Source organism: Bacillus cereus, assembly GCF_007678085.1.
GTDB classification, from domain to species: domain Bacteria; phylum Bacillota; class Bacilli; order Bacillales; family Bacillaceae_G; genus Bacillus_A; species Bacillus_A cereus_BE.
Genome location: NZ_VEDW01000009.1, coordinates 34,831 through 58,341 on the forward strand (window position 1 = coordinate 34,831; position 23,511 = coordinate 58,341).

Sequence of the window (23,511 nt, forward strand, 5' to 3'; positions counted from 1 at the left end):
AATAGGAAGGAGGAATTCCAATGCCAAAAGTTACTGTATATAACCAAACTGGTTCACAGGTTGGTGAAATCGAATTAGCTGAAGCTATTTTCGGTATCGAACCAAATGAAGCTGTACTTTTCGAAGCTGTAATGATGCAACGTGCATCTTTACGTCAAGGTACACACAAAGTAAAAACTCGCTCTGAAGTTCGCGGTGGTGGTCGTAAACCATGGCGTCAAAAAGGAACTGGACGTGCTCGTCAAGGGTCTATCCGCTCTCCTCAATGGCGTGGTGGTGGTACGGTATTCGGACCTACACCAAGAAGCTATGCGTACAAACTTCCTAAGAAAGTTCGTCGTTTAGCAATCAAATCTGCATTAGCTACTAAAGTAGTTGAGAACAACATTGTAGTTCTTGAAGACCTAGTGTTAAATGCACCAAAAACAAAAGACATGCTAGCAGTACTTAAAGGATTAACTGTTGAGAAGAAAGCTCTTATCGTAACTGCTGATGCAAACGAATCTGTAGAGTTATCTGCTCGCAATATCCCTGGAGTAACAGTAATCACTGCTGATGGCGTAAACGTTTTAGACGTGCTTCATCATGATAAGCTAATCATGACAAAAGCGGCAGTGGAAAAAGTAGAGGAGGTGCTTGCATAATGAGAGATCCTCGTGATATCATTAAGCGCCCAGTTATCACTGAACGTTCTATGGAAATGATGGCTGAAAAAAAATACACGTTCGATGTGGACGTTAAATCTAATAAAACAGAAGTTAAAGATGCTCTTGAAGCGATCTTTGGTGTTAAAGTAGAAAAAGTGAACATCATGAACTACAAGCCGAAAGCAAAACGCGTTGGTCGTCACGCTGGTTTTACTAGCCGTCGTCGTAAAGCAATCGTTAAGCTAACTGCTGACAGCAAAGAAATCGAAATCTTCCAAGGCGTTTAATTCTTACTAAAGAAGGAGGGAAATTGAGATGGGAATTAAAAAGTATAATCCAACTACTAACGGTCGTCGTAATATGACTACGAATGATTTCGCTGAAATCACGACTGACAGACCCGAAAAGTCATTACTTGCTCCTTTAAGCAAGAAGGCTGGTCGTAATAACCAAGGTAAAATTACTGTACGTCATCAAGGTGGCGGACATAAGCGTCAATACCGTATCATCGACTTTAAGCGTAACAAAGATGGAATTCCAGGACGCGTTGCTACGATCGAATACGATCCAAACCGCTCTGCGAATATCGCATTAATTAACTACGTTGACGGTGAAAAACGTTACATTCTTGCTCCTAAATCTTTAGAAGTAGGTATGGAAGTTATGTCTGGCCCAGAGGCTGACATCAAAATCGGTAACGCATTACCATTAATCAACATTCCAGTAGGTACTGTTGTTCATAACATCGAGCTTAAGCCTGGTCGTGGCGGACAATTAGTTCGTTCTGCTGGTACATCTGCTCAAGTACTTGGTAAAGAAGGTAAATACGTACTTGTACGTTTAACTTCTGGTGAAGTACGTCTTGTATTATCTGCTTGTCGCGCTTCAATCGGTCAAGTAGGTAACGAACAACACGAACTTATCAAAATCGGTAAAGCAGGTCGCTCTCGCTGGTTAGGTAAACGCCCAACAGTTCGTGGTTCTGTAATGAACCCGGTTGATCACCCACACGGTGGTGGTGAAGGACGTTCTCCAATCGGACGTAAGTCTCCAATGTCTCCATGGGGTAAACCAACTCTTGGATTCAAGACTCGTAAGAAAAACAAAGCGTCTGACAAATTCATCGTTCGTCGTCGCAAAAAATAATGGGATTGTAGTACGGTTCATTTCTAGAACCGTACGCCAATCACGAAGGGAGGCACCAAAATGGCTCGTAGCTTAAAAAAAGGACCATTTGTCGATGATCACTTAATGAGCAAAATGGAAAAATTAGTTGCATCTGAGCAAAAACAAGTTGTTAAAACTTGGTCTCGCCGTTCAACAATCTTCCCTCAGTTCATCGGACACACAATCGCTGTATATGATGGTCGTAAACACGTACCTGTGTACATCACTGAGGATATGGTTGGCCATAAGTTAGGTGAATTCGCACCAACTCGTACGTATAAAGGTCACCTTGCTGACGATAAGAAAACTAGAAGATAATGAGAGGAGGCACTTCAATGCAAGCTAAAGCAGTAGCGAGAACAGTTCGTATTGCTCCTCGTAAAGTTCGTTTAGTAGTAGACTTAATCCGAGGTAAGCAAGTGGGTGAAGCGATTGCTATCCTTAACCACACACCAAAAACTGCTTCTCCAGTTGTAGAAAAAGTTTTAAAATCTGCAATCGCAAATGCAGAGCACAATTATGAGATGGATATTAACAACCTAGTTGTTGAAAAAGTTTTCGTTGACGAAGGTCCAACGTTAAAACGTTTCCGTCCACGTGCAATGGGTCGTGCAAGCCAAATTAACAAACGCACAAGCCACATTACAGTTGTGGTATCAGAAAAGAAGGAGGGATAATCGATGGGTCAAAAGGTTAATCCAATTGGTCTTCGTGTCGGCGTTATCCGTGACTGGGAATCTCGTTGGTTCGCAGAGAAAGATTATGCTACATTATTACATGAAGACATCAAAATCCGTGAGTACATTAATGTACGCTTAAAAGATTCTGCTGTTGCTAAAGTAGAAATCGAACGTGCAGCAAATCGTGTAAATGTTACAATTCACACTGCAAAACCTGGTATGGTAATTGGTAAAGGTGGTACTGAAGTTGAAGCACTTCGTAAAGCTCTTAACCAATTAACAGGCAAGCGTGTACACATCAACATTTTAGAAGTTAAGAGAGCTGATCTTAACGCTAAATTAGTAGGCGAAAACATCGCTCGTCAATTAGAAAACCGTGTATCATTCCGTCGTGCACAAAAGCAAGTTATTCAACGTGCTATGCGTGCAGGTGCTAAAGGTATTAAAACACAGGTTTCTGGTCGTCTTGGCGGAGCTGATATCGCTCGTGCAGAATCTTACAGTGAAGGAACTGTTCCACTTCATACACTTCGCGCTGATATTGACTATGCAGCAGTTGAAGCTGATACAACATACGGTAAATTAGGCGTAAAAGTATGGATCTACCGTGGAGAAGTCCTTCCTACAAAAAAGAAAGCTTCTGAGGAAGGAGGAAAATAATATGTTAATGCCAAAACGCGTAAAATATCGTAGAGAGCATCGTGGTAAAATGCGTGGTCGTGCAAAAGGTGGAACTGAAATTGCTTTCGGTGAATTCGGTTTACAAGCACAAGCTGCTTCATGGATTACAAACCGTCAAATCGAAGCTGCTCGTCGTGCAATGACTCGTTACATGAAACGTGGCGGTAAAGTATGGATTAAAATTTTCCCTTCTAAGCCTTACACTGCAAAACCTCTAGAAGTACGTATGGGTTCCGGTAAAGGGGCACCAGAAGGCTGGGTAGCAGTAGTAAAACCTGGGAAAATTATGTTCGAAATCGCGGGTGTATCTGAAGAGGTAGCACGCGAAGCATTACGTCTTGCAGCTCACAAGTTACCTGTGAAATGTAAATTCGTAAAACGTGAAGAAAATGGTGGTGAATCTAATGAAAACTAATGATATTCGTGAATTAACCACTGCCGAAATCGAAACAAAAGTTAAAGCTTTAAAGGAAGAGTTGTTTAATCTTCGCTTCCAACTTGCTACAGGACAATTAGAGAATCCAACTCGCATTCGTGAAGTGCGTAAAGCAATTGCTCGTATGAAAACTGTAGTTCGTGAAAGAGAGATCGGAATTAATCGATAAATTGAGGGGAGGTTTGCATAGTGAGCGAACGTAACCAACGCAAAGTTTATACTGGTCGTGTTGTGTCTGACAAAATGGACAAAACGATTACAGTTTTAGTTGAAACTTACAAAACTCATTCCTTGTACGGAAAACGTGTTAAGTATTCTAAGAAGTACAAAGCCCATGATGAGCAAAACCAAGCGAAACTTGGCGATATCGTTAAAATCATGGAAACTCGCCCGCTTTCTGCTACTAAGCGTTTCCGTTTAGTTGAAATCGTTGAAGAAGCGGTTATTATCTAAATAGACGAATCGGAATTTTTAGTCCGAAGGGAGGTTTCATAACATGATCCAACAAGAATCTCGTTTGAAAGTTGCTGACAACTCTGGTGCACGTGAACTTTTAACAATTAAAGTATTAGGCGGCTCTGGTCGTAAATATGCTAACATTGGTGATATTATCGTTGCTACGGTAAAACAAGCAACACCAGGTGGCGTTGTTAAAAAAGGTGACGTTGTTAAAGCAGTAGTAGTACGTACGAAGAGCGGAGCTCGTCGTCCGGACGGTTCTTACATCAAATTTGATGAAAACGCAGCGGTTATCATTAAAGACGATAAGAGCCCACGTGGTACTCGTATCTTCGGACCAGTAGCTCGTGAATTACGTGATAGCAACTTCATGAAGATCGTTTCTTTAGCTCCAGAAGTTCTATAATTTAAGGTATTGCCTTGCTAAGGAGGTGCAGAATTAAGATGCATGTAAAAAAAGGTGATAAAGTACAGGTAATCACTGGTAAAGACAAAGGAAAACAAGGCGTTATCCTTGTGGCTTTCCCAAAGCAAAACCGTGTTATCGTTGAGGGTGTCAATATCGTTAAGAAGCACTCTAAGCCATCTCAATTAAATCCACAAGGTGGAATTATTACTAAAGAAGCACCTATTCACGTTTCTAACGTTATGATTTTAGATCCGAAATCAGGTGAACCTACTCGCGTAGGCTTCAAAGTAGAAGATGGTAAAAAAGTTCGTATTGCAAAAAAATCTGGTGAATTATTAGATAAATAATTTTCTTAAGAAAGGAGGTCACTTCATTGAATCGCCTTAAAGAGAAGTTCCAAAAGGAAATTACTCCTGCTCTAGTGAGCAAGTTTAACTATAAATCTGTGATGGAAGTACCGAAAATCGAAAAGATCGTAATCAACACTGGTGTTGGTGACGCGGTATCTAACTCAAAAGCTTTAGACAATGCAGTAGAAGAATTAACACAAATCGCAGGTCAAAAACCTGTTGTAACTCGTGCTAAAAAATCAATCGCTGGTTTCCGTCTTCGTGAAGGTATGCCAATCGGTGCGAAAGTAACTTTACGCGGCGAGCAAATGTATGAGTTCTTCGACAAATTAGTATCAGTTTCTTTACCACGTGTACGTGATTTCCGTGGTGTTTCTAAGAAATCATTCGATGGTCGTGGGAACTACACATTAGGTGTTAAAGAGCAGCTTATCTTCCCTGAGATCGATTATGATAAAGTAAGCAAAGTCCGCGGTATGGACATCGTAATCGTTACTACAGCGAAAACTGATGAAGAAGCTCGTGAACTTTTAACACAATTCGGTATGCCATTCCAAAAATAATGGAAGCCAACGCTAAGTAGAGGAGGCGAAAACGTGGCTAAAAAATCTATGATAGCGAAACAAAAGCGTACTCCTAAGTTTAAAGTACAAGAGTATACACGTTGCGAACGCTGCGGTCGTCCGCATTCTGTATACCGCAAATTTAAACTTTGCCGTATTTGTTTCCGTGAACTTGCATATAAAGGTCAAATTCCTGGTGTTAAAAAAGCTAGTTGGTAAAACCCACAAATGGGAAGGAGGTAAAACACATGGTGATGACAGATCCAATTGCAGACATGCTTACTCGCATCCGTAATGCGAACATGGTACGTCATGAGAAATTAGAGGTTCCTGCTTCTAAAATCAAAAAAGAGATCGCTGAACTTTTAAAACGTGAAGGTTTCATTCGTGATGTAGAATACATCGAGGATAACAAACAAGGTATCCTTCGTATTTTCCTGAAATATGGTGCAAACAATGAACGTGTAATCACTGGATTAAAACGTATCAGTAAACCTGGCTTACGCGTTTACGCTAAAGCTGATGAAGTACCACGTGTACTTAACGGATTAGGTATCGCTCTTGTTTCTACATCTAAGGGAGTAATGACAGACAAAGACGCTCGTCAATTACAAACTGGTGGAGAAGTAGTAGCATACGTTTGGTAATATATATTTAAAACGAACGGAGGTGTGACCACATGTCTCGTATTGGTAAAAAGATTCTTGAAATCCCTGCAGGTGTTACTATTACAGTTGCAGAAGACAATACTGTAACAGTAAAAGGCCCTAAAGGTGAATTAACTCGTACTTTCAATGCTGATATGCTTATCAAAATTGAAGAGAATACATTAACAGTTGAGCGTCCATCTGAACAGAAGGAACACCGTGCATTACACGGTACAACTCGTGCTTTAATCGGAAACATGGTTGAAGGTGTAACTGCAGGTTTCGCACGCGGACTTGAATTAGTCGGTGTTGGTTACCGTGCTCAAAAACAAGGTGATAAACTTGTATTAAGCGTAGGTTATTCTCATCCAGTAGAAATGACTCCGGAAGCAGGTCTTGAAGTTGAAGTACCTGCACCAACTAAAATCGTAATCAAAGGTATCGACAAGCAACGTGTTGGCGAATTTGCTGCTAACATCCGCGCTGTACGTGCTCCTGAGCCTTACAAAGGTAAAGGTATTCGTTACGAAGGCGAAGTTGTTCGTCGTAAAGAAGGTAAAACTGCTAAGTAAACCCGTTAGGTGAGAGAAAGGAGTGACAAGAAAATGATCACTAAAGCTGATAAAAATGCGACTCGTAAGAAAAGACATGCACGTGTACGTGCTAAACTTACTGGTACTGCAGAACGTCCACGTTTAAACGTGTTCCGTTCTAACCAACATATTTACGCTCAAGTTATTGATGATGTGAATGGTGTAACGTTAGTAAGTGCATCTACTCTTGATAAAGACCTTGCTCTTAACGGTACTAGCAATACTGAAGCTGCTACGAAAGTAGGAGAATCAGTTGCTAAGCGTGCTGTAGAGAAAGGCGTTAAAGAAGTAGTATTCGATCGCGGTGGTTACTTATACCATGGCCGTGTTAAAGCTCTAGCTGAAGCTGCTCGTGAGGCTGGATTACAATTTTAATGGTCAAAGGAGGGAAAATTGATGCATCGCATTGACCCAAGTAAATTAGAACTTGAAGAACGTGTAGTTACGATAAATCGTGTCGCGAAAGTTGTTAAGGGTGGTCGTCGTTTCCGCTTTGCTGCACTAGTTGTAGTTGGCGATAAAAACGGTCATGTTGGATTCGGTACTGGTAAAGCACAAGAGGTACCAGACGCAATCCGCAAAGCTATCGAAGACGCTAAGAAAAACTTAATCGCTGTACCATTAGTTGGTACAACAATTCCACACACAATCAACGGTCACTTTGGAGCTGGTGAAGTATTCTTAAAACCTGCTGCTGAAGGTACTGGTGTTATTGCTGGTGGACCTGTTCGTGCGGTACTTGAATTAGCTGGTGTACAAGATATTCTTTCGAAATCTCTTGGTTCTAACACACCAATCAACATGATTCGCGCTACTGTGAACGGATTAAGCGAACTTAAGCGCGCTGAAGATGTTGCAAAATTACGCGGTAAATCTGTAGAAGAGCTACTAGGTTAAGGAGGGAAAACAAATGGCGAAAAAGTTAGAAATTACCCTCACTCGTAGTGTAATTGGTCGTCCACAAGATCAACGTGCGACGGTAGAAGCTTTAGGTCTTAAAAAGTTGAATTCAACTGTAGTTAAGGAAGAAACTCCTGCTATTCTTGGTATGATCAACAAAGTTTCTCACCTTATAACTGTAAAAGAAGCTTAAGGATAACTCATTAATATAAGGAGGTGCCTGGGAATGAAACTTCATGAATTAAAACCTGCAGAAGGTTCTCGTAAAGTACGTAACCGTGTCGGTCGTGGTATCGGTTCTGGTAACGGTAAAACTGCTGGTAAAGGTCATAAAGGACAAAACGCACGTTCTGGTGGCGGTGTTCGTCTTGGCTTCGAAGGTGGTCAAACTCCATTATTCCGTCGTTTACCAAAACGCGGCTTCACAAACATTAACCGTAAAGAGTTTGCTATTGTAAACTTATCAACGTTAAATCGTTTTGAAGATGGTACAGAAGTAACACCTGAATTATTGCTGGAAACTGGCGTTATCAGCAAGTTAAACGACGGTGTTAAAATTCTTGCAAGCGGCGCAGTAGAGAAAAAACTAACTGTTAAAGCGCACAAGTTCTCTTCAAGTGCTAAAGAAGCAATTGAAGCAGCTGGCGGATCAGTTGAGGTGATCTAATGTTTCGTACAATCTCCAACTTTATGCGCGTTGCTGAGATAAGACGTAAAATATTATTCACTTTAGCGATGTTAATCGTATTCAGGATTGGCACGTTTATCCCAGTGCCATTTACAAATGGAGACGTACTGAAAGCACAAGATCAATTAAATGCCTTAGGTATCCTAAATACATTTGGCGGTGGCGCCTTGAAAAACTTCTCCATCTTTGCGATGGGAATCATGCCGTATATTACAGCATCCATCATCGTGCAATTATTGCAGATGGATGTTGTTCCTAAATTTTCGGAATGGTCGAAGCAAGGTGAAATGGGCCGTCGTAAACTAACGCAATTCACGCGTTACTTTACAATTGTTCTTGCGTTTATTCAGGGGTTTGGTATGTCAATCGGTTTTAACGGTATGGTAGGTGGGCAATTAATTTTGAATCCAGGTTGGAGCACTTATTTATACATTGCTACGGTACTGACTGCTGGTACTGCATTTTTAATGTGGTTAGGTGAACAGATTACAGCTAAAGGTGTAGGTAATGGTATTTCCATCCTTATCTTTGGTGGTATTGCCGCAGCGATCCCAAGTGTTATATCTCAAGTGTATCAACAACAGTTTCAAAATATCGGAGATCAATTGTTCATGAGTATTGTTAAAGTTGCATTGATCTTACTAGCTGTGCTAGCAGTTATTGTGGGTGTTATTTTCATTCAACAAGCTGTTAGAAAGATCCCAATTCAATATGCGAAGCGTGTAACAGGAGGAAACGGTGGTTATGCTGGAGCACAAAACACGCATTTACCCCTTAAGGTAAATAGTGCTGGTGTTATTCCAGTAATTTTTGCTGTTTCATTCTTAATTACGCCTCCGACTATTGCACAGTTCTTCCCGAAACATGATGTATCGCAGTGGATTATTGCAAACTTTAACTATTCTCACCCAGTGGGAATGATCATATATGTTGCGCTCATTGTAGCCTTCACATATTTCTATGCGTTTGTTCAGGTTAATCCAGAGCAAATGTCAGAGAATCTAAACAAGCAAGGTGGATATGTTCCAGGTATTCGTCCGGGTAAGAATACGGAACAATATCTAACAAAAATCTTGTATCGTTTGACCTTTGTAGGATCAATTTTCCTAGCAGCGATTGCAATCTTACCAGTTATCTTTACGAAATTGGGAAATCTTCCTCCATCTGCACAGATCGGTGGAACGAGTATGTTAATCGTTGTCGGCGTTGCTTTAGAAACAATGAAGCAGCTAGAAAGCCAACTGGTAAAACGCCATTACAAAGGGTTTATCAAGCAGTGAGTAAGTGGGAAGTATTATCTTCCCTACATGCTCATGTACTCTGAGGGGGAACAAGGATGAACTTAATTTTAATGGGGCTTCCTGGTGCTGGTAAAGGTACACAAGCCGAACAGATTGTTGCCAAGTATAACATCCCTCACATCTCAACAGGAGATATGTTCCGTGCAGCTATGAAGGCTGAAACTGAAATGGGTTTACAAGCAAAATCTTTTATTGATAAAGGTGCACTTGTTCCAGATGAAGTTACAATCGGAATCGTTCGTGAACGTTTAAGTCAAGAAGACTGCGAAAAAGGCTTCTTACTAGACGGTTTCCCACGAACTGTTGCACAAGCATCAGCTCTGGAAGAGATTATGAAAGATCTTGGCAAAAAAATCGACTATGTTTTAAACATTAATGTGGATTCAGGGTTGTTATTAAAACGCCTTACAGGCCGTCGCATTTGTAAAGAGTGCGGTGCGACTTACCACTTAGAATTCAATGCGCCAGCAAAAGCTGACGTGTGCGATAAATGTGGTGGCGAATTATATCAACGCTCTGATGACAATGAAGAAACTGTAGCAAATCGTTTAGATGTAAATATTAAGCAAACAAAACCTTTGCTTGATTTCTACGAGGAGCTTGGTTACCTACAAAGCATTAATGGTGAGCAAGATATCAATAAAGTATTTGCTGATATCGATGTTCTCATCGGAGGCTTAGCGTAATGATAATCTGCAAAACTCCTCGCGAGATAGAAATCATGCGAGAAGCTGGCAGGATCGTTGCTTTAACTCATCAAGAGTTGAAACAGCACATTACTCCAGGAATTACAACGAAAGAGCTCGATCAAATAGCGGAAAAGACGATTCAAAAATATGGTGCTACGCCATCTTTTAAAGGATACAACGGATTTCCGGGGAGCATATGTGCTTCTGTAAATGAAGAGCTTGTACACGGAATTCCAGGGAAGCGCAAGCTCAAAGAGGGCGATATCATCAGTATCGATATTGGTGCGAAATACAATGGGTACCATGGAGATTCTGCATGGACGTATCCAGTTGGAAACATTTCTGAATCTGTTCAAAAGCTACTTGATGTCACAGAAAAATCGTTGTATCTTGGTCTAGAACAAGTAAAACCAGGCGAAAGATTATCAAATATCTCACATGCGGTTCAAACCCATGCTGAAGAGAATGGGTTCTCGATCGTTAGGGAGTATGTTGGTCACGGAATCGGGCAAGACTTACATGAGGACCCTCAAATCCCGCACTATGGTCCACCAAATAGAGGCCCTAGATTAAAGCCGGGAATGGTCATCTGTGTTGAGCCGATGGTGAATCAAGGAAGACGATATGTAAAAACACTATCTGATGACTGGACAGTGGTAACGGTAGATGGTAAATGGTGTGCCCATTTTGAGCACACGATTGCTCTTACAGAAGCAGGATACGAAATCCTTACCACTTTATAAGTAGCTGGCTCTCCGGGATTTCAGAGCAGTGTAAAATGTTACTGATTTGAAGAAGGGAGAACTATTGAATGGCTAAAGATGATGTAATTGAAGTCGAAGGTACCGTTCTTGAAACGTTGCCAAATGCTATGTTCAAAGTAGAATTAGAGAATGGGCATGTCGTATTGGCTCACGTTTCTGGTAAAATCCGTATGAACTTCATTCGTATTTTACCAGGAGACAAAGTTACGGTAGAATTATCTCCGTACGATTTAAATCGTGGTCGTATTACGTACCGTTTTAAATAATATAGCACTCCGTAATCTTTAAGGAGGTTCGAGACATGAAAGTAAGACCGTCAGTTAAACCAATCTGCGAAAAATGTAAAGTTATTCGTAGACGTGGAAAAGTAATGGTTATTTGTGAAAACCCTAAACATAAACAAAAACAAGGTTAATCAGAAGGAGGTGCATTCGTAATGGCACGTATCGCAGGTGTAGATATTCCTCGAGACAAACGCGTTGTTATTTCTTTAACTTACGTATTCGGCATTGGTCGCACAACTGCTGAAAAAATTCTTGCTGAAGCAGGTATTTCTGAAGAAACACGAGTTCGTGATTTAACGGAAGACGAATTAGGACGTATCCGTGATATCATCGATCGTATTAAAGTTGAGGGAGACCTTCGTCGTGAAGTATCTCTTAACATTAAACGTCTAATGGAGATCGGTTCTTACCGTGGTCTTCGTCACCGTCGTGGCTTACCAGTTCGTGGTCAAAATTCTAAAAACAATGCTCGTACACGTAAAGGTCCACGTCGTACAGTAGCAAATAAAAAGAAATAATAAGTAAAGGAGGTTGAACTAACAATGGCACGTAAAACAAACACTCGTAAAAAACGTGTGAAAAAGAATATTGAAGCTGGTATAGCTCATATTCGTTCTACTTTCAACAACACAATCGTAACTCTTACAGATACTCACGGTAACGCACTTTCTTGGTCTAGTGCTGGTGCACTTGGTTTCCGTGGATCTCGTAAATCTACTCCATTCGCTGCGCAAATGGCTGCTGAAACTGCTGCTAAAGCTGCAATGGAACACGGTTTAAAAACTTTAGAGGTTACTGTTAAAGGTCCTGGTGCTGGTCGTGAAGCTGCAATTCGTGCTCTTCAAGCTGCAGGTCTAGAAGTAACAGCAATTAGAGATGTTACTCCAGTTCCTCATAATGGATGTCGTCCACCAAAACGTCGTCGTGTGTAATTTTTCTGTATAGAATTTTCCCTTTTGTCTATAATGGATATGATGCATTATCGAGAAATTTCGTACAGAAACATCGCTTGTTGTGCACAATCGGGAACTGCCTAAGGGGGACTTTCGGTTAGACAGGGGTTATACCTTTGTTTAACCGGGGTTTCGACGTTTTGAAGGAGGGTTTAGTTAATGATTGAAATCGAAAAGCCGAAAATCGAAACGGTTGAACTTAACGAAGATGCTAAATATGGTAAATTCGTAATTGAACCGCTTGAGCGTGGATATGGTACTACTTTGGGTAACTCCTTACGTCGTATTCTTTTATCCTCACTCCCTGGTGCCGCTGTTACTGCTATCCAAATCGATGGCGTATTACATGAATTTTCAACAGTTGAGGGCGTAGTAGAAGACGTTACGACGATCATCTTAAACTTGAAAAAGTTAGCTCTTAAAATCTACTCTGAAGAAGAGAAGACGTTGGAAATTGATGTGCAGGGCGAAGGTATTGTCACAGCTGCTGATATTACTCACGATAGTGATGTAGAAATCTTAAATCCAGATTTACACATTGCAACGTTAGCAAAGGATGCGCATTTCCGCGTGCGTTTAACTGCAAAGCGTGGCCGTGGGTATACGCCAGCTGATGCAAATAAAAGCGAAGATCAACCAATAGGAGTAATTCCTATTGATTCTATTTATACTCCAGTATCACGTGTGACTTACCAAGTGGAAAAGACACGTGTCGGACAAGTGGCTAATTATGATAAGCTTACGCTTGATGTATGGACGGATGGAAGCATCGGGCCAAAAGAAGCTATCTCTTTAGGTGCCAAAATCTTAACTGAGCATTTAAATATCTTTGTTGGTTTAACTGATGAAGCACAAAATGCTGAGATTATGGTCGAGAAGGAAGAAGATCAAAAAGAGAAAGTTCTTGAGATGACTATCGAGGAACTAGATCTTTCTGTTCGTTCTTATAATTGCCTTAAACGTGCAGGAATTAATACTGTACAAGAGCTTGCGAACAAAACAGAAGAAGATATGATGAAAGTTCGTAACTTAGGACGTAAATCCTTAGAAGAAGTTAAACATAAACTTGAGGAATTAGGTTTAGGTTTACGTAAAGACGACTGAGGATTTAAACCCATCAACAAAGGAGGGAACTACGAATGGCATACAGAAAATTAGGCCGTACAAGTGCGCAACGTAAAGCTATGTTACGTGACTTAGCTACTGATTTAATTATCAACGAGCGCATCCAAACGACAGAAACTCGTGCAAAAGAACTTCGTTCTGTAGTGGAAAAAATGATCACTTTAGGTAAACGCGGAGATCTTCATGCTCGCCGTCAAGCAGCAGCTTTCATTCGCAATGAAGTAGCTAACGCTGAGACTGGTCAAGATGCACTTCAAAAATTATTCGCTGATGTAGCTCCACGCTATGCTGAGCGCCAAGGCGGATACACTCGTATTGCAAAAATTGGTCCACGTCGCGGAGACGCAGCACCAATGGTAATTATCGAGTTAGTATAATGATAATTAAAAGGGCAGGACAGTTCTTTTCAAGAAACTGGTCATGGCCCTTTTTTTTAAATATAAAAATAGGCTAACTTGGCGAAGGAAAGGGTGCCTTGTATTGAAAAAAGAGAAACTTCGGACAGAAAATATATCATTTCAATATCCTGGGGCAGCCATTTATGCATTAAAAGATGTTTCATTTTCCTTATATGAGGGAGAATGGGTATCTGTTATTGGACAAAACGGTTCAGGGAAGTCTACACTTGCAAAATTATTGAATGGTTTGTTTTTGCCGGAAGCAGGGACTATTACAGTAAATGATACAATGGTTTTATCAGAGGAAACGGTGTGGGATGTTCGAAAACAAATTGGGATGGTATTTCAAAATCCAGATAATCAATTTGTTGGAACGACAGTACAAGACGACGTTGTTTTTGGCTTAGAGAATATCGGAATGCCAAGAGAACAGATGGTAGAAAGATTAGATCAGGCTCTCAAACTTGTCCGTATGGAAGATTTTCTTAATGATGAACCTCATTCGTTATCTGGCGGGCAAAAGCAGCGAGTGGCAATAGCAGGCGTTTTAGCACTTCAGCCATCTATTTTGATATTAGATGAAGCAACGTCAATGCTAGATCCTCAAGGGAGACGTGAAGTAGTAGAAACGGTTAGACAACTTGTTAATCAAAAAGGTATTACCGTGTTATCAATTACGCACGATTTAGAAGAAGCGGCACAATCAGACCGTGTCATTATTTTAAATAAGGGAGAAATATTAGAGGAAGGGACTCCAGAGCAAATTTTCAAGTCCTCTCATATGCTCCAAGAAATTGGATTAGATGTACCATTTTCAGTGAAAATAGCAGAATTATTAAAAAGAAATGAAATTATCTTGCAAAATACGCATCTTACAATGGAAAGCTTGGTGAACGAACTTTGGAGATTACATTCCAAAAAGTAGAACATCGTTATCAATATAAAACTCCATTTGAAAGACGCGCACTTTATGATGTAGACGTGTCGTTTCCAAGTGGGGGCTATTATGCCATTATCGGTCATACTGGTTCAGGTAAGTCGACGATGATTCAACATTTAAATGGTTTATTGCAGCCGACAAATGGCACAGTTCAAATTGGTGAACATTTCATTTCGGCAGGAAAGAAAGAAAAAAAGCTAAAGCCACTACGTAAAAAGGTAGGGGTTGTCTTTCAATTCCCAGAACATCAGTTGTTTGAAGAGACTGTGGAGAAAGATATTTGTTTCGGTCCTACCAATTTTGGGGTATCTGTAGAAGATGCGAAGCAAAAGGCAAGAGAGGCAATTGAACTTGTAGGGTTAGAACCAGAACTGTTAACACGTTCACCGTTTGAGTTAAGTGGTGGACAAATGAGGCGTGTTGCGATAGCGGGCGTATTGGCGATGGAACCCGAAGTGCTTGTATTAGATGAACCTACAGCAGGGCTAGATCCAAAAGGGCAGAATGAACTTATGGAGATGTTTTATAAGCTACATAAGGAGAAAGGCCTTACAGTTATCCTTGTAACGCATAATATGGAGGATGCTGCTAAGTATGCAGAGCAGATTGTAGTCATGCATAAAGGAACGGTCTTTTTGCAAGGAAGTGCAGAGGAAGTATATTCACATGCTGATGAACTAGAGGAAATTGGCGTGGATCTTCCTATGTCTTTAAAGTATAAACGTGCAATTGAAGAGAAGTTTGGCATTTCAATCCCAAAGGCTACCTTATCTTTAGAGGATCTTACTCATGAAGTTGTGCAGGTGTTACGAAAAGGTGGTCATGAATCATGCAGCAGTTGATTATTGGAAGGTATATTCCAGGGAATTCTCTTATTCATCAACTTGATCCACGTACGAAGCTGCTGATTGTCTTTTTATATGTATTTGTTGTTTTCTTAGCAAATAATGCGATTTCATATGGATTTTTATTTTTATATGCACTCATTGCTTTATTTTTTGCAAAAGTGCCGATTCGTTATGTACTTTCGGGCTTAAAACCAATTCTATGGATTTTTCTTTTTACATTTTTCCTGCATATTTTTACAAATAAAGAAGGGGAAGTACTATTCCAGCTTGGTTGGTTTTCGATACATGAAAAAGGATTAGAGCAAGGGATATACATTTCTATACGATTCTTCGTTATTATTTTAATGACGACATTATTAACGTTAACGACGACACCTATTGAGATTACGGATGGTTTGGAGACGTTATTAAAGCCGTTGAAGCGTATAAAAGTTCCTGTTCATGAAATCGCATTAATGATGTCAATTTCTCTTCGTTTTATTCCCACATTAATGGATGAAACGAGTAAAATAATGAAAGCACAAGCGTCACGTGGTATTGATTTTGCAGGAGGACCGATAAAAGATAGGATGAAAGCTATTATCTCACTACTTGTTCCTTTATTTATCAGTGCTTTTAAGCGTGCTGAGGACTTAGCAATTGCTATGGAAGCACGTGGGTATCAAAGTGGCGAAGGACGTACTAAATTTAGGCAACTACGCTGGAAAACAAGCGATACAGTAACGATTGTAAGCTTACTTTGTTTAGCTTTTGTTTTGGCATGGGTGCGATCGTAATGGAGAATAGAGAAATGGATAGAATAAAATGTACGGTTGCATATGATGGCATGCATTTTTGTGGTTATCAAATTCAGCCGCAGCATCGTACTGTTCAGCAAGAGATTGAGAAAGCTTTGCAGAAATTGCATAAAGGAGAACTTGTTCGTGTTCAGGCATCGGGCAGAACGGATTCTACTGTTCACGCCAAAGGACAAGTAATACACTTTGATACACCGTTGTCTCTTGAAGAGTGGCAATGGAGTAATGCATTAAACACAATGTTGCCAGATGATATTGTTATCAGGCAGGTAGAGAAAAAAACAGAAGAATTTCATGCGCGTTACGGTGTTGAGAGAAAAGAATATCGTTATCGTGTATTATTATCAAAGACTGCGGATGTATTCCGTAGAAATTACGTATATCAATATCCATATCCGCTCGAAATAAATTCTATAAGAAAAGCGATTCCTTATTTTATTGGAACACATGATTTCACTTCTTTTTGTTCGGCAAAAACTGACAAAAAAGATAAGGTGCGAACAATTTATGAAATTGAGCTAATTGAGCAAGACGATGAATTAATTTTTCGTTTTGTAGGTAATGGATTTTTATATAATATGGTCAGAATTATTGTTGGTACTTTACTTAGCGTAGGACAAGGAAAGCTTGATCCGGATAGCATTCCAGAGATTCTAGCGAAACAAAATCGTCAGTTTGCTGGAAAGATGGCTCCAGGTCATGGACTTTACTTATGGCAGGTAAACTATAACAACTAATCCTGGTGTAACATTTGCTTGACATTAGAAACTCAAAAGTATATCATAACATATGGTATTGTTTCTAAAACCACGATTAGCCCCGGAAGGAAATCGTGTTTAAGATAAACAATAGATTTTTTCTATGGAAAAGATAACGAGGAGGGAAACACATGCGTACGACTTTTATGGCAAAAGCTAACGAAGTTGAGCGTAAATGGTATGTGGTTGATGCTGAAGGTCAAACTTTAGGTCGCCTTGCTAGTGAAGTAGCATCCATTTTACGCGGTAAAAACAAACCTACATTTACACCACACGTTGACACGGGTGATCATGTAATTATTATTAACGCTGAGAAAATTCATTTAACAGGTAATAAATTAAACGATAAAATTTACTACCGTCACACTAACCACCCAGGTGGACTTAAACAAAGAACAGCTCTAGAAATGCGTACAAACTACCCTGTACAAATGTTAGAGCTTGCAATTAAAGGCATGCTTCCAAAAGGACGCTTAGGCCGTCAAGTTTCTAAGAAACTAAACGTGTATGCTGGAGCAGAGCATCCACACCAAGCACAAAAACCAGAAGTTTACGAACTTCGCGGATAATTAATTAAAGGAGGGCTTACTTTGGCACAGGTTCAATACTATGGCACTGGACGTCGTAAGAGTTCAGTAGCGCGCGTACGCCTAGTTCCAGGCGAAGGACGCGTTATCATTAACGGTCGTGATTTTGAAAACTATATCCCATTTGCTGCATTACGTGAAGTAGTGAAACAACCTCTAGTTGCAACAGAAACTTTAGGTAACTACGATGTACTTGTAAACGTAAATGGTGGTGGATACACTGGTCAAGCTGGTGCTATTCGTCACGGTATTTCTCGCGCTTTATTAAAAGCTGATCCAGAATACCGTCTAACACTAAAACGTGCAGGTCTATTAACTCGTGACGCACGTATGAAAGAGCGTAAAAAATACGGTCTTAAAGGCGCACGTCGTGCACCTCAGTTCTCAAAACGTTAATTTTTGCGAACTACAAACCCCAACCATTTTGGTTGGGGTTTTTTATGTTTCATTCCTCTTTTGTAATTTTTGTAGTTTGGAATATTTTAGTGCTATTCTCCCGCGTATGCTTCTTCTTTAGAAGTTTAGACTAATACGTATTAGGGAGGTTTATAAGTACTATGAATGTCATTGTCAGCTTACAAGAAAAACAAAAAGAAAAGCAGCTGAAATATGAACGGAAGATGCTGCGAGAATTATCATTAAAAACGTTACGTTCAAATATTAGGGATGCCTTTCAGATGCAGGAACTTCATCGTCAGTATGAAGATTATTGTATTGAATTAGGGATAGAATCGTATTTATTAGGAGCGAGATACAGTAAGTTTGGTTATTATGGTGAATCATTCTTTGATGTGAAATATAGAGCCTTAGAAGAAGAGCAACAATTAACGGAAACGCTATTTCAATTTTTAACGAGCATGACCATGAGGGAAATTAAGTTACAAGATGAGGAATTGCTTTTTGAATCTTGTCAGCAGTTTATCGGCTTATGGTGGCAGGAAGGATATGAAAAAGGTGAAAGAAGATATCGATTAAAGCTTCATTAAGACAAGCATAAACTTTCCTCTTGTCCCATATAAGTAATTAGAGGGACTAGCTGGAGGAGGAAAGGTATGAAGAGAATTCGAATTATCTCTTTTGCACTCGCTGCGGTTGTTTTGTTTTTTTTAGTTAAACAAGAATTTCAAATTACAAAATCGTGGCGAGCTTGGAATTTACCCTTATCGGGGAAAGTGATTGTGCTAGATGCTGGGCATGGTGGGCCAGACGGAGGGGCTGTTGGTGGAAAAGATATTATAGAAAAAGATATTACGCTTGAGATTACAAAGAAGGTACAGGATTATTTACAAGAACAAGGTGCGCTAGTTATTTTAACACGTGAGGGAGATTATGATTTAGCTCAGAAAGATACAAAATCATATAGTAGACGTAAAGCAGAGGATTTAAAAAAGCGTGTAGAGATTATTAATAAACCTGATGTAGACTTTTTTGCGAGTATTCATTTAAATGCTTTAACTAGTAGTGGATCGAAAGGCGCACAAACGTTCTACTACCGTTCTTCGATTGAAAATGAACGTGCCGCGAAATTTATACAAGCTGAATTGAGAACGAGTTTAGAGAATACGAATCGTTCTGCTAAAACAATTTCTCATGTGTATTTATTAAAGTATGCGAAAACACCAGGTGCTTTAATTGAAGCTGGCTTTTTATCGAATGTAAACGAAAGGTATATGTTAAATTCGGAGAAATATCAGCAAAAGGTAGCGGCTGCAGTATATCGTGGTATATTGCGTTATTTCACGGAAAAAGGAAATCCTCCAGAATAAGGAGGATTTTTTGAGTTTCTCTCGTTAACGAAGTTTTCCGAAAATATGTTATACTGGAAATGTAAACGCATTTATTTAAAAAGTAAAGAGAGATACATTTAATTAACATTACGTTATTTTTCATACAGGGGGCTGGGCTAATTATGGTAACGAAAGAGCAAGTAGTGGAAGCGTTAGAAGGGATTGTAGATCCGTTTTTACATAAAACGTTAAAAGAAACAGGGGCAATTAAAGAGGTAACAGTCAAGCCTGAGAAGGAACATGTAAGTGTTAAAATCGCAATTGTAAAAACCGGTACAGCGGAACAAATGCAATTGCAATCTGGAATTGTAAAGTTAGTAAAAGAACTAGGAGCAGCAACAGTAGGGCTTCGCTTTGCAGAATTTACAGAAGAGGAATTAGCTCAGTTTGCACCGGAACAAGAAGAAGAGCAAACTGAATCTTTATTGTCACCAAATTCAAAAACAACATTTTTAGCAGTGGCGAGTGGAAAAGGTGGGGTCGGAAAATCAACGGTTTCTGTTAACCTTGCTATTGCTCTAGCTCGTCTAGGGAAAAAGGTTGGTATCATTGATGCCGATATTTACGGTTTTAGCGTACCGGATATGATGGGGATAGAAAAACGTCCTGTTGTAAGAGGGGATAAAATTATTCCAGTGGAGCGTCTAGGTGTAAAGGTAATCTCAATGGGGTTCTTTGTAGAAGATAATGCACCGGTTATTTGGAGAGGGCCTATGCTTGGGAAAATGTTAAATCACTTCTTTACAGAAGTAGAATGGGGCGATTTAGACTATTTAGTTTTAGATTTACCACCGGGTACAGGTGATGTTGCGCTAGACTTACATTCGATGTTGCCGGCTTGTAAAGAGATTATTGTAACAACGCCACATCCAACAGCGGCATTTGTAGCAGCGCGTGCTGGAGCTATGGCTTTACGTACAGAGCATAGTATTCTTGGTGTTGTTGAAAATATGGCATATTTTGAAAGTAAAACAACTGGTGAAAAAGAATATGTGTTTGGAAGAGGTGGAGGAGATAAATTAGCTACAGAACTTCAAACAGAAGTACTTGGCCGAATCCCACTTCAACAACCTGATTGGAATAAAGAAGACTTTGCACCATCAGTATATGAAGATACACATACGACAGGTCTTATTTATCGTAAGATAGCTGAGACAGTAATTGATAAGATAGCTGTCGCGCAAAAATAAAATAATAATGAGTGGACGATGCATATATTGTCCACTCATTATTATAATTATTATTTTTACTGCTATTCCTTTTTACCGTCTTGAGAACCACCTTCACCGCCTGCTTCTTTTTTATCAGATCCACTTTTTTCGGCCTTTTGTACACCTTTACTAATAATATCAATCATCTTAGCTTGGAAGAGTGGGCTTTCGGCAGTTTCTGTTAGTACTTGTTGTAAATATTGACGGTATTCTTTGCTCTTCATTGTTTGTAACATCATTTTTTCTACTTCAGGGTTTTTCATAATTTCTATAACGCCTGCTTGGTATTCAGGGTCTTTTAGTAATGTTTTCATCAAGGTTGTTTGTTCTTTCCCCATACTTTTAGCGAATTTCGATGAGAACTCAGGGTCTTTAAAGAGCTTTTCCCAAAATTGTTGCCCTTTGTCGGATACCATTGCATCTTCAATCGTTTTCTTTACTACTGTTTCATCTAGTATGAGTGCTTGTTTCATTTTTTCATCAGTTAACACATCTTGAATGGCTTTCTTACCTTGATCGGTTTTTAAAATATCAACAATCATTTTCTTCGTTTGATCGTAATCAAGTTCGGACTTCGCTTCTTTTTCTTGTGCACATGCTACAAGTACAAGAAATAAAAAAGAAGAAGTCAAAACGAGCAGCATCCGTTTCATAAATTGGAACTCCTTTCAGCACAGTTCTCTCTTTTTAATATAAATATCTTTAGGGAATTTATACATGAACATGGCTAGCTTTTTGAAATTGTCATTGATACAATTTAATTAGAAATATAAGGATAATGGGGGATGTGTTGTGAATAGCCGCAAGTGGGTACGACTATTTTTTACGACGTTGTTTCTTGGAGGGATTAGCACGGTCATTATTGGGTTTGTTTTAGAGTGGGACAAGTACGCTAAATTTTTTCAAAATTTCGACGGAAAGGAAATTCTAGCAGTTTCCTTCTGGTTGATGGGTGTAGGATTTATTTTTAGTGTTATAAGTCAAATGGGGTTCTTTGCTTATTTAACAATCCATCGTTTTGGACTAGGTATGTTTCGATCGTCTTCTTTATGGAATACAGTCCAGCTCTTCTTTATTGCATTCGTTTTATTTGATTTCGTGTATTTAAGATCTGTATTGATTGCAAATGGGGAAGTTTCATTAGGAAATAACATACTTGTTGCTGGTGTGTTATTTGTGTTTGGTGCCATTGTTGCTTATATAAAAAGTAAAGAAACGAATAGAAAGGCATTTGTGCCCGCCTTGTTCTTTATGGTTGTTGTAACGATTCTTGAGTGGGTACCAGCACTTCGAATTAATGATACAGATTGGTTATATTTAATGGTGATACCACTTTTATTATGTAATGCATATCAGTTACTTATATTACATCGTTTAATTGGAAAGACGAGTAAGTCGGCCTAACTAATAGAGATTTTTTGAGTTTTTATGCAGAGGTAGTTGTACGAATGTAAATATCGAGATGAAAAAAGCTCTATTACCTGAATGAAAGGTAGTAGAGCTTTTTATGTGTGAAGGCACGAGGGAAAAGAATTACTGCACATCTTTACTTTTCGTACTTGTATTGGAAATAAGTTGTGATACGGATATTTGCTCATAGCCGTCACTCTTTAATTTCTGCAGAAGTAGTGGTAAAGCTTTATTTGTTTGAAGAGCAGAATCGGATGCATGTAATAAGACGATATCTCCACCTTTTAAATTATTGGAGACGGTGGAAACGATATTGTTTACACCAGGGTTTTTCCAGTCATTTGAATTATTACTCCAATGAACGACGGTGTATCCGAGTGATTCTGCTATTTTAAGTGTTGCTTTGTTAAAGTCTCCACTAGGTGGACGCAATAGTTTGATTTGTTTCACACCGAGTTTTGTAAACACATCTTGTGCTCGTAAAAGATCTCTTCGTATTTCGTTTGTCTCTAGAGAAGTGTAGGACGAGTAATTGTAACCCATACTACCGATTTCATGTCCATCTTTTATGATGCGCTCAACAACATCAGGGTGTCTTTCTGCCCATGCAGCAGAAAGGAAGAAGGTTGCATTCTTAATGTCTCTTTCTTTAAGTGTATCAAGGATTGGAATTGCTTTTTTGTCTCCCCAACTAATATCAAACGTGAATGCAACTTGTTTTTTAGAGGTGTCGCCTTTGTAAATAACTTTAGGTCCTGTAGCAGTTGAAAAAGCAGATTCATGTGAATATGTTTTTAAAAAGAGAAGCCATGCTGTAAATAAGGAAAGTATCACTATTAAGCTAATGTGTTTAAAATTTCTTTTACTCGTAATAAAAAAGAAAAACATAATATTACGCCCCTTTGTCCAATCCTTTTCAGTTACATATATGCTGTAAATATAAAAAAGAGAACAAGGGATTAATATCGTAAGTAGTGGATATAATGGATGATAGGATTTTGTTAAATGAAAATGAGTGGAACGTTTATTGCTCTGTAAGAAATGATTGAGGTGATGATTTGCTTGGGTTTATGTTAACGAAAGAAGAGAAAAAGGAAATGGAATACATATTGAAGAGAGAGTTAGAAGAACTTTTATTTGATTTTGAAGATGAACGTATTCATGATGTTGTAAAAAAGGCGATGGAAGAAAGATATAAAATCATTTTTTGTTTGTTTCGAAGAGTCGCTAATGCAGAGGAATGTATTCGTTATGTAAGAAAAAGAACTTTTTATTAAAAAGTGTTGACGTTGATAGTTATTATATGATAAATTAATAACCGTCGCTGATGCGGAAACGCAGAAGACGATAAAAAAGAAATTAAAAAACTTAGTTGACATCGAAAAACGAAGATGTTAACATAAGGAAGTCGCAAATGAGCGACCAAGTAGTTCTTTGAA

Annotated in this window: 41 protein-coding genes; 39 read left to right on the forward strand and 2 right to left on the reverse strand. The window is 39.2% G+C overall.

Features of this window, described 5'->3' with window-relative positions; translation table 11 throughout:
- Positions 1–20: 20 nt before the first annotated feature.
- The 37 genes from rplD to FS742_RS26045 all read left to right on the forward strand — a co-directional run bounded on the left by rplD (position 21) and on the right by FS742_RS26045 (position 20,641).
- The gene (gene rplD / locus FS742_RS25865) at positions 21–644 is read left to right on the forward strand and encodes a 50S ribosomal protein L4 (RefSeq protein ID WP_001127258.1); all 624 of its coding nucleotides are present in this window, start codon (positions 21–23) and stop codon (positions 642–644) included.
- On the forward strand, positions 644–934 hold the full coding sequence (gene rplW, locus FS742_RS25870; protein ID WP_001205558.1) for a 50S ribosomal protein L23: 291 nt from the start codon (positions 644–646) through the stop codon (positions 932–934). The genes rplD and rplW overlap by 1 nt, the downstream gene beginning before the upstream one ends.
- A 28-nt stretch (positions 935–962) precedes the next feature.
- Positions 963–1,793: a 50S ribosomal protein L2 gene (rplB, locus tag FS742_RS25875; protein ID WP_000511583.1), complete on the forward strand. Its 831-nt coding sequence runs from the start codon at positions 963–965 to the stop codon at positions 1,791–1,793.
- 60 nt (positions 1,794–1,853) lie between these two features.
- Complete coding sequence (gene rpsS / locus FS742_RS25880) at positions 1,854–2,132, forward strand: 30S ribosomal protein S19 (RefSeq protein ID WP_000124454.1); 279 nt, start codon at positions 1,854–1,856, stop codon at positions 2,130–2,132.
- Between the two features lie 17 nt (positions 2,133–2,149).
- Complete coding sequence (gene rplV / locus FS742_RS25885) at positions 2,150–2,491, forward strand: 50S ribosomal protein L22 (RefSeq protein WP_001148024.1); 342 nt, start codon at positions 2,150–2,152, stop codon at positions 2,489–2,491.
- Positions 2,492–2,494: 3 nt separating this feature from the next.
- Positions 2,495–3,154: a 30S ribosomal protein S3 gene (rpsC, locus tag FS742_RS25890; RefSeq protein WP_000529956.1), complete on the forward strand. Its 660-nt coding sequence runs from the start codon at positions 2,495–2,497 to the stop codon at positions 3,152–3,154.
- 1 nt (position 3,155) lies between these two features.
- Positions 3,156–3,590 (forward strand): 50S ribosomal protein L16, encoded by a 435-nt coding sequence (gene rplP, locus FS742_RS25895; RefSeq protein WP_000928969.1) that lies wholly within the window; start codon positions 3,156–3,158, stop codon positions 3,588–3,590.
- Positions 3,580–3,780: a 50S ribosomal protein L29 gene (gene rpmC, locus FS742_RS25900; protein WP_000855718.1), complete on the forward strand. Its 201-nt coding sequence runs from the start codon at positions 3,580–3,582 to the stop codon at positions 3,778–3,780. The genes rplP and rpmC overlap by 11 nt, the downstream gene beginning before the upstream one ends.
- A gap of 20 nt (positions 3,781–3,800) precedes the next feature.
- Positions 3,801–4,064, forward strand: a complete 264-nt coding sequence (rpsQ, locus tag FS742_RS25905; protein WP_000004106.1) for a 30S ribosomal protein S17 — start codon at positions 3,801–3,803, stop codon at positions 4,062–4,064.
- A 43-nt stretch (positions 4,065–4,107) separates the two neighbouring features.
- On the forward strand, positions 4,108–4,476 hold the full coding sequence (gene rplN / locus FS742_RS25910) for a 50S ribosomal protein L14 (protein ID WP_000615912.1): 369 nt from the start codon (positions 4,108–4,110) through the stop codon (positions 4,474–4,476).
- 38 nt (positions 4,477–4,514) lie between these two features.
- Entirely contained in the window at positions 4,515–4,826 is a 312-nt protein-coding gene (gene rplX / locus FS742_RS25915; protein WP_140972913.1) for a 50S ribosomal protein L24, read from the forward strand.
- A gap of 26 nt (positions 4,827–4,852) precedes the next feature.
- Positions 4,853–5,392 (forward strand): 50S ribosomal protein L5, encoded by a 540-nt coding sequence (gene rplE / locus FS742_RS25920; RefSeq protein WP_001080829.1) that lies wholly within the window; start codon positions 4,853–4,855, stop codon positions 5,390–5,392.
- Positions 5,393–5,425: 33 nt separating this feature from the next.
- A complete protein-coding gene (gene rpsN, locus FS742_RS25925) occupies positions 5,426–5,611 on the forward strand; it encodes a 30S ribosomal protein S14 (protein ID WP_001085700.1) in 186 nt (61 codons plus the stop codon).
- A 29-nt stretch (positions 5,612–5,640) separates the two neighbouring features.
- Positions 5,641–6,039: a 30S ribosomal protein S8 gene (gene rpsH / locus FS742_RS25930; RefSeq protein ID WP_000245511.1), complete on the forward strand. Its 399-nt coding sequence runs from the start codon at positions 5,641–5,643 to the stop codon at positions 6,037–6,039.
- Positions 6,040–6,071: 32 nt separating this feature from the next.
- Positions 6,072–6,611 carry a 50S ribosomal protein L6 gene (gene rplF / locus FS742_RS25935; RefSeq protein WP_000086556.1) on the forward strand — a complete coding sequence of 180 codons (540 nt, stop codon included), beginning with the start codon at positions 6,072–6,074 and terminating at the stop codon, positions 6,609–6,611.
- A gap of 33 nt (positions 6,612–6,644) precedes the next feature.
- Complete coding sequence (gene rplR, locus FS742_RS25940) at positions 6,645–7,007, forward strand: 50S ribosomal protein L18 (protein WP_000628818.1); 363 nt, start codon at positions 6,645–6,647, stop codon at positions 7,005–7,007.
- Positions 7,008–7,028: 21 nt separating this feature from the next.
- The gene (gene rpsE / locus FS742_RS25945; RefSeq protein WP_000554646.1) at positions 7,029–7,529 is read left to right on the forward strand and encodes a 30S ribosomal protein S5; all 501 of its coding nucleotides are present in this window, start codon (positions 7,029–7,031) and stop codon (positions 7,527–7,529) included.
- Between the two features lie 13 nt (positions 7,530–7,542).
- Positions 7,543–7,725 (forward strand): 50S ribosomal protein L30, encoded by a 183-nt coding sequence (rpmD, locus tag FS742_RS25950; protein ID WP_001085231.1) that lies wholly within the window; start codon positions 7,543–7,545, stop codon positions 7,723–7,725.
- Between the two features lie 33 nt (positions 7,726–7,758).
- Positions 7,759–8,199 carry a 50S ribosomal protein L15 gene (rplO, locus tag FS742_RS25955; protein ID WP_000766080.1) on the forward strand — a complete coding sequence of 147 codons (441 nt, stop codon included), beginning with the start codon at positions 7,759–7,761 and terminating at the stop codon, positions 8,197–8,199.
- Positions 8,199–9,500: a preprotein translocase subunit SecY gene (gene secY, locus FS742_RS25960; protein WP_000490117.1), complete on the forward strand. Its 1,302-nt coding sequence runs from the start codon at positions 8,199–8,201 to the stop codon at positions 9,498–9,500. The genes rplO and secY overlap by 1 nt, the downstream gene beginning before the upstream one ends.
- A gap of 56 nt (positions 9,501–9,556) precedes the next feature.
- Complete coding sequence (locus tag FS742_RS25965; protein ID WP_144616211.1) at positions 9,557–10,207, forward strand: adenylate kinase; 651 nt, start codon at positions 9,557–9,559, stop codon at positions 10,205–10,207.
- Positions 10,207–10,953 carry a type I methionyl aminopeptidase gene (gene map / locus FS742_RS25970; RefSeq protein ID WP_000582539.1) on the forward strand — a complete coding sequence of 249 codons (747 nt, stop codon included), beginning with the start codon at positions 10,207–10,209 and terminating at the stop codon, positions 10,951–10,953. Before FS742_RS25965 ends, map begins: the two co-directional genes overlap by 1 nt.
- A 68-nt stretch (positions 10,954–11,021) precedes the next feature.
- Entirely contained in the window at positions 11,022–11,240 is a 219-nt protein-coding gene (gene infA, locus FS742_RS25975; RefSeq protein WP_001029884.1) for a translation initiation factor IF-1, read from the forward strand.
- A 35-nt stretch (positions 11,241–11,275) separates the two neighbouring features.
- Positions 11,276–11,389 carry a 50S ribosomal protein L36 gene (rpmJ, locus tag FS742_RS25980; RefSeq protein ID WP_000868344.1) on the forward strand — a complete coding sequence of 38 codons (114 nt, stop codon included), beginning with the start codon at positions 11,276–11,278 and terminating at the stop codon, positions 11,387–11,389.
- Between the two features lie 21 nt (positions 11,390–11,410).
- Entirely contained in the window at positions 11,411–11,776 is a 366-nt protein-coding gene (rpsM, locus tag FS742_RS25985; RefSeq protein WP_000090788.1) for a 30S ribosomal protein S13, read from the forward strand.
- Positions 11,777–11,800: 24 nt separating this feature from the next.
- Positions 11,801–12,190, forward strand: a complete 390-nt coding sequence (gene rpsK, locus FS742_RS25990; RefSeq protein ID WP_000101798.1) for a 30S ribosomal protein S11 — start codon at positions 11,801–11,803, stop codon at positions 12,188–12,190.
- A 180-nt stretch (positions 12,191–12,370) separates the two neighbouring features.
- Positions 12,371–13,315 carry a DNA-directed RNA polymerase subunit alpha gene (locus tag FS742_RS25995; RefSeq protein WP_000569643.1) on the forward strand — a complete coding sequence of 315 codons (945 nt, stop codon included), beginning with the start codon at positions 12,371–12,373 and terminating at the stop codon, positions 13,313–13,315.
- A 35-nt stretch (positions 13,316–13,350) separates the two neighbouring features.
- Positions 13,351–13,713 (forward strand): 50S ribosomal protein L17, encoded by a 363-nt coding sequence (rplQ, locus tag FS742_RS26000; protein ID WP_000331490.1) that lies wholly within the window; start codon positions 13,351–13,353, stop codon positions 13,711–13,713.
- 103 nt (positions 13,714–13,816) lie between these two features.
- A complete protein-coding gene (locus FS742_RS26005) occupies positions 13,817–14,659 on the forward strand; it encodes an energy-coupling factor ABC transporter ATP-binding protein (RefSeq protein WP_144616213.1) in 843 nt (280 codons plus the stop codon).
- On the forward strand, positions 14,635–15,516 hold the full coding sequence (locus FS742_RS26010; RefSeq protein WP_144616215.1) for an energy-coupling factor ABC transporter ATP-binding protein: 882 nt from the start codon (positions 14,635–14,637) through the stop codon (positions 15,514–15,516). The genes FS742_RS26005 and FS742_RS26010 overlap by 25 nt, the downstream gene beginning before the upstream one ends.
- Positions 15,504–16,298: an energy-coupling factor transporter transmembrane component T family protein gene (locus FS742_RS26015; RefSeq protein WP_144616217.1), complete on the forward strand. Its 795-nt coding sequence runs from the start codon at positions 15,504–15,506 to the stop codon at positions 16,296–16,298. Before FS742_RS26010 ends, FS742_RS26015 begins: the two co-directional genes overlap by 13 nt.
- 14 nt (positions 16,299–16,312) lie before the next feature.
- Positions 16,313–17,056 (forward strand): tRNA pseudouridine(38-40) synthase TruA, encoded by a 744-nt coding sequence (gene truA, locus FS742_RS26020; RefSeq protein WP_060633077.1) that lies wholly within the window; start codon positions 16,313–16,315, stop codon positions 17,054–17,056.
- A gap of 152 nt (positions 17,057–17,208) precedes the next feature.
- A complete protein-coding gene (rplM, locus tag FS742_RS26025) occupies positions 17,209–17,646 on the forward strand; it encodes a 50S ribosomal protein L13 (RefSeq protein WP_001260793.1) in 438 nt (145 codons plus the stop codon).
- Positions 17,647–17,667: 21 nt separating this feature from the next.
- Complete coding sequence (gene rpsI / locus FS742_RS26030) at positions 17,668–18,060, forward strand: 30S ribosomal protein S9 (protein ID WP_000079986.1); 393 nt, start codon at positions 17,668–17,670, stop codon at positions 18,058–18,060.
- A 161-nt stretch (positions 18,061–18,221) separates the two neighbouring features.
- Positions 18,222–18,650 (forward strand): YbaK family protein, encoded by a 429-nt coding sequence (locus tag FS742_RS26035; RefSeq protein ID WP_001101006.1) that lies wholly within the window; start codon positions 18,222–18,224, stop codon positions 18,648–18,650.
- A gap of 66 nt (positions 18,651–18,716) precedes the next feature.
- Positions 18,717–19,430 carry an N-acetylmuramoyl-L-alanine amidase CwlD gene (cwlD, locus tag FS742_RS26040; RefSeq protein ID WP_000822445.1) on the forward strand — a complete coding sequence of 238 codons (714 nt, stop codon included), beginning with the start codon at positions 18,717–18,719 and terminating at the stop codon, positions 19,428–19,430.
- A gap of 143 nt (positions 19,431–19,573) precedes the next feature.
- Positions 19,574–20,641: an Mrp/NBP35 family ATP-binding protein gene (locus tag FS742_RS26045; RefSeq protein WP_144616219.1), complete on the forward strand. Its 1,068-nt coding sequence runs from the start codon at positions 19,574–19,576 to the stop codon at positions 20,639–20,641.
- A gap of 62 nt (positions 20,642–20,703) precedes the next feature.
- On the opposite strand, the gene gerD is transcribed toward FS742_RS26045, so the two are convergent.
- Positions 20,704–21,315 (reverse strand): spore germination protein GerD, encoded by a 612-nt coding sequence (gene gerD, locus FS742_RS26050; RefSeq protein WP_144616221.1) that lies wholly within the window; start codon positions 21,313–21,315, stop codon positions 20,704–20,706.
- Between the two features lie 139 nt (positions 21,316–21,454).
- Between gerD and kbaA the strand changes: the two genes are divergently transcribed.
- Positions 21,455–22,066, forward strand: coding sequence for a KinB signaling pathway activation protein KbaA (gene kbaA / locus FS742_RS26055; RefSeq protein WP_144616223.1), 612 nt, complete (start codon positions 21,455–21,457; stop codon positions 22,064–22,066).
- Between the two features lie 129 nt (positions 22,067–22,195).
- On the opposite strand, the gene pdaB is transcribed toward kbaA, so the two are convergent.
- A complete protein-coding gene (gene pdaB, locus FS742_RS26060) occupies positions 22,196–22,960 on the reverse strand; it encodes a polysaccharide deacetylase family sporulation protein PdaB (protein ID WP_144616225.1) in 765 nt (254 codons plus the stop codon).
- A gap of 170 nt (positions 22,961–23,130) precedes the next feature.
- On the opposite strand from pdaB, the gene FS742_RS26065 reads away from it, so the two are divergent.
- On the forward strand, positions 23,131–23,349 hold the full coding sequence (locus FS742_RS26065) for a hypothetical protein (RefSeq protein WP_000900296.1): 219 nt from the start codon (positions 23,131–23,133) through the stop codon (positions 23,347–23,349).
- Positions 23,350–23,511 lie beyond the last annotated feature (162 nt).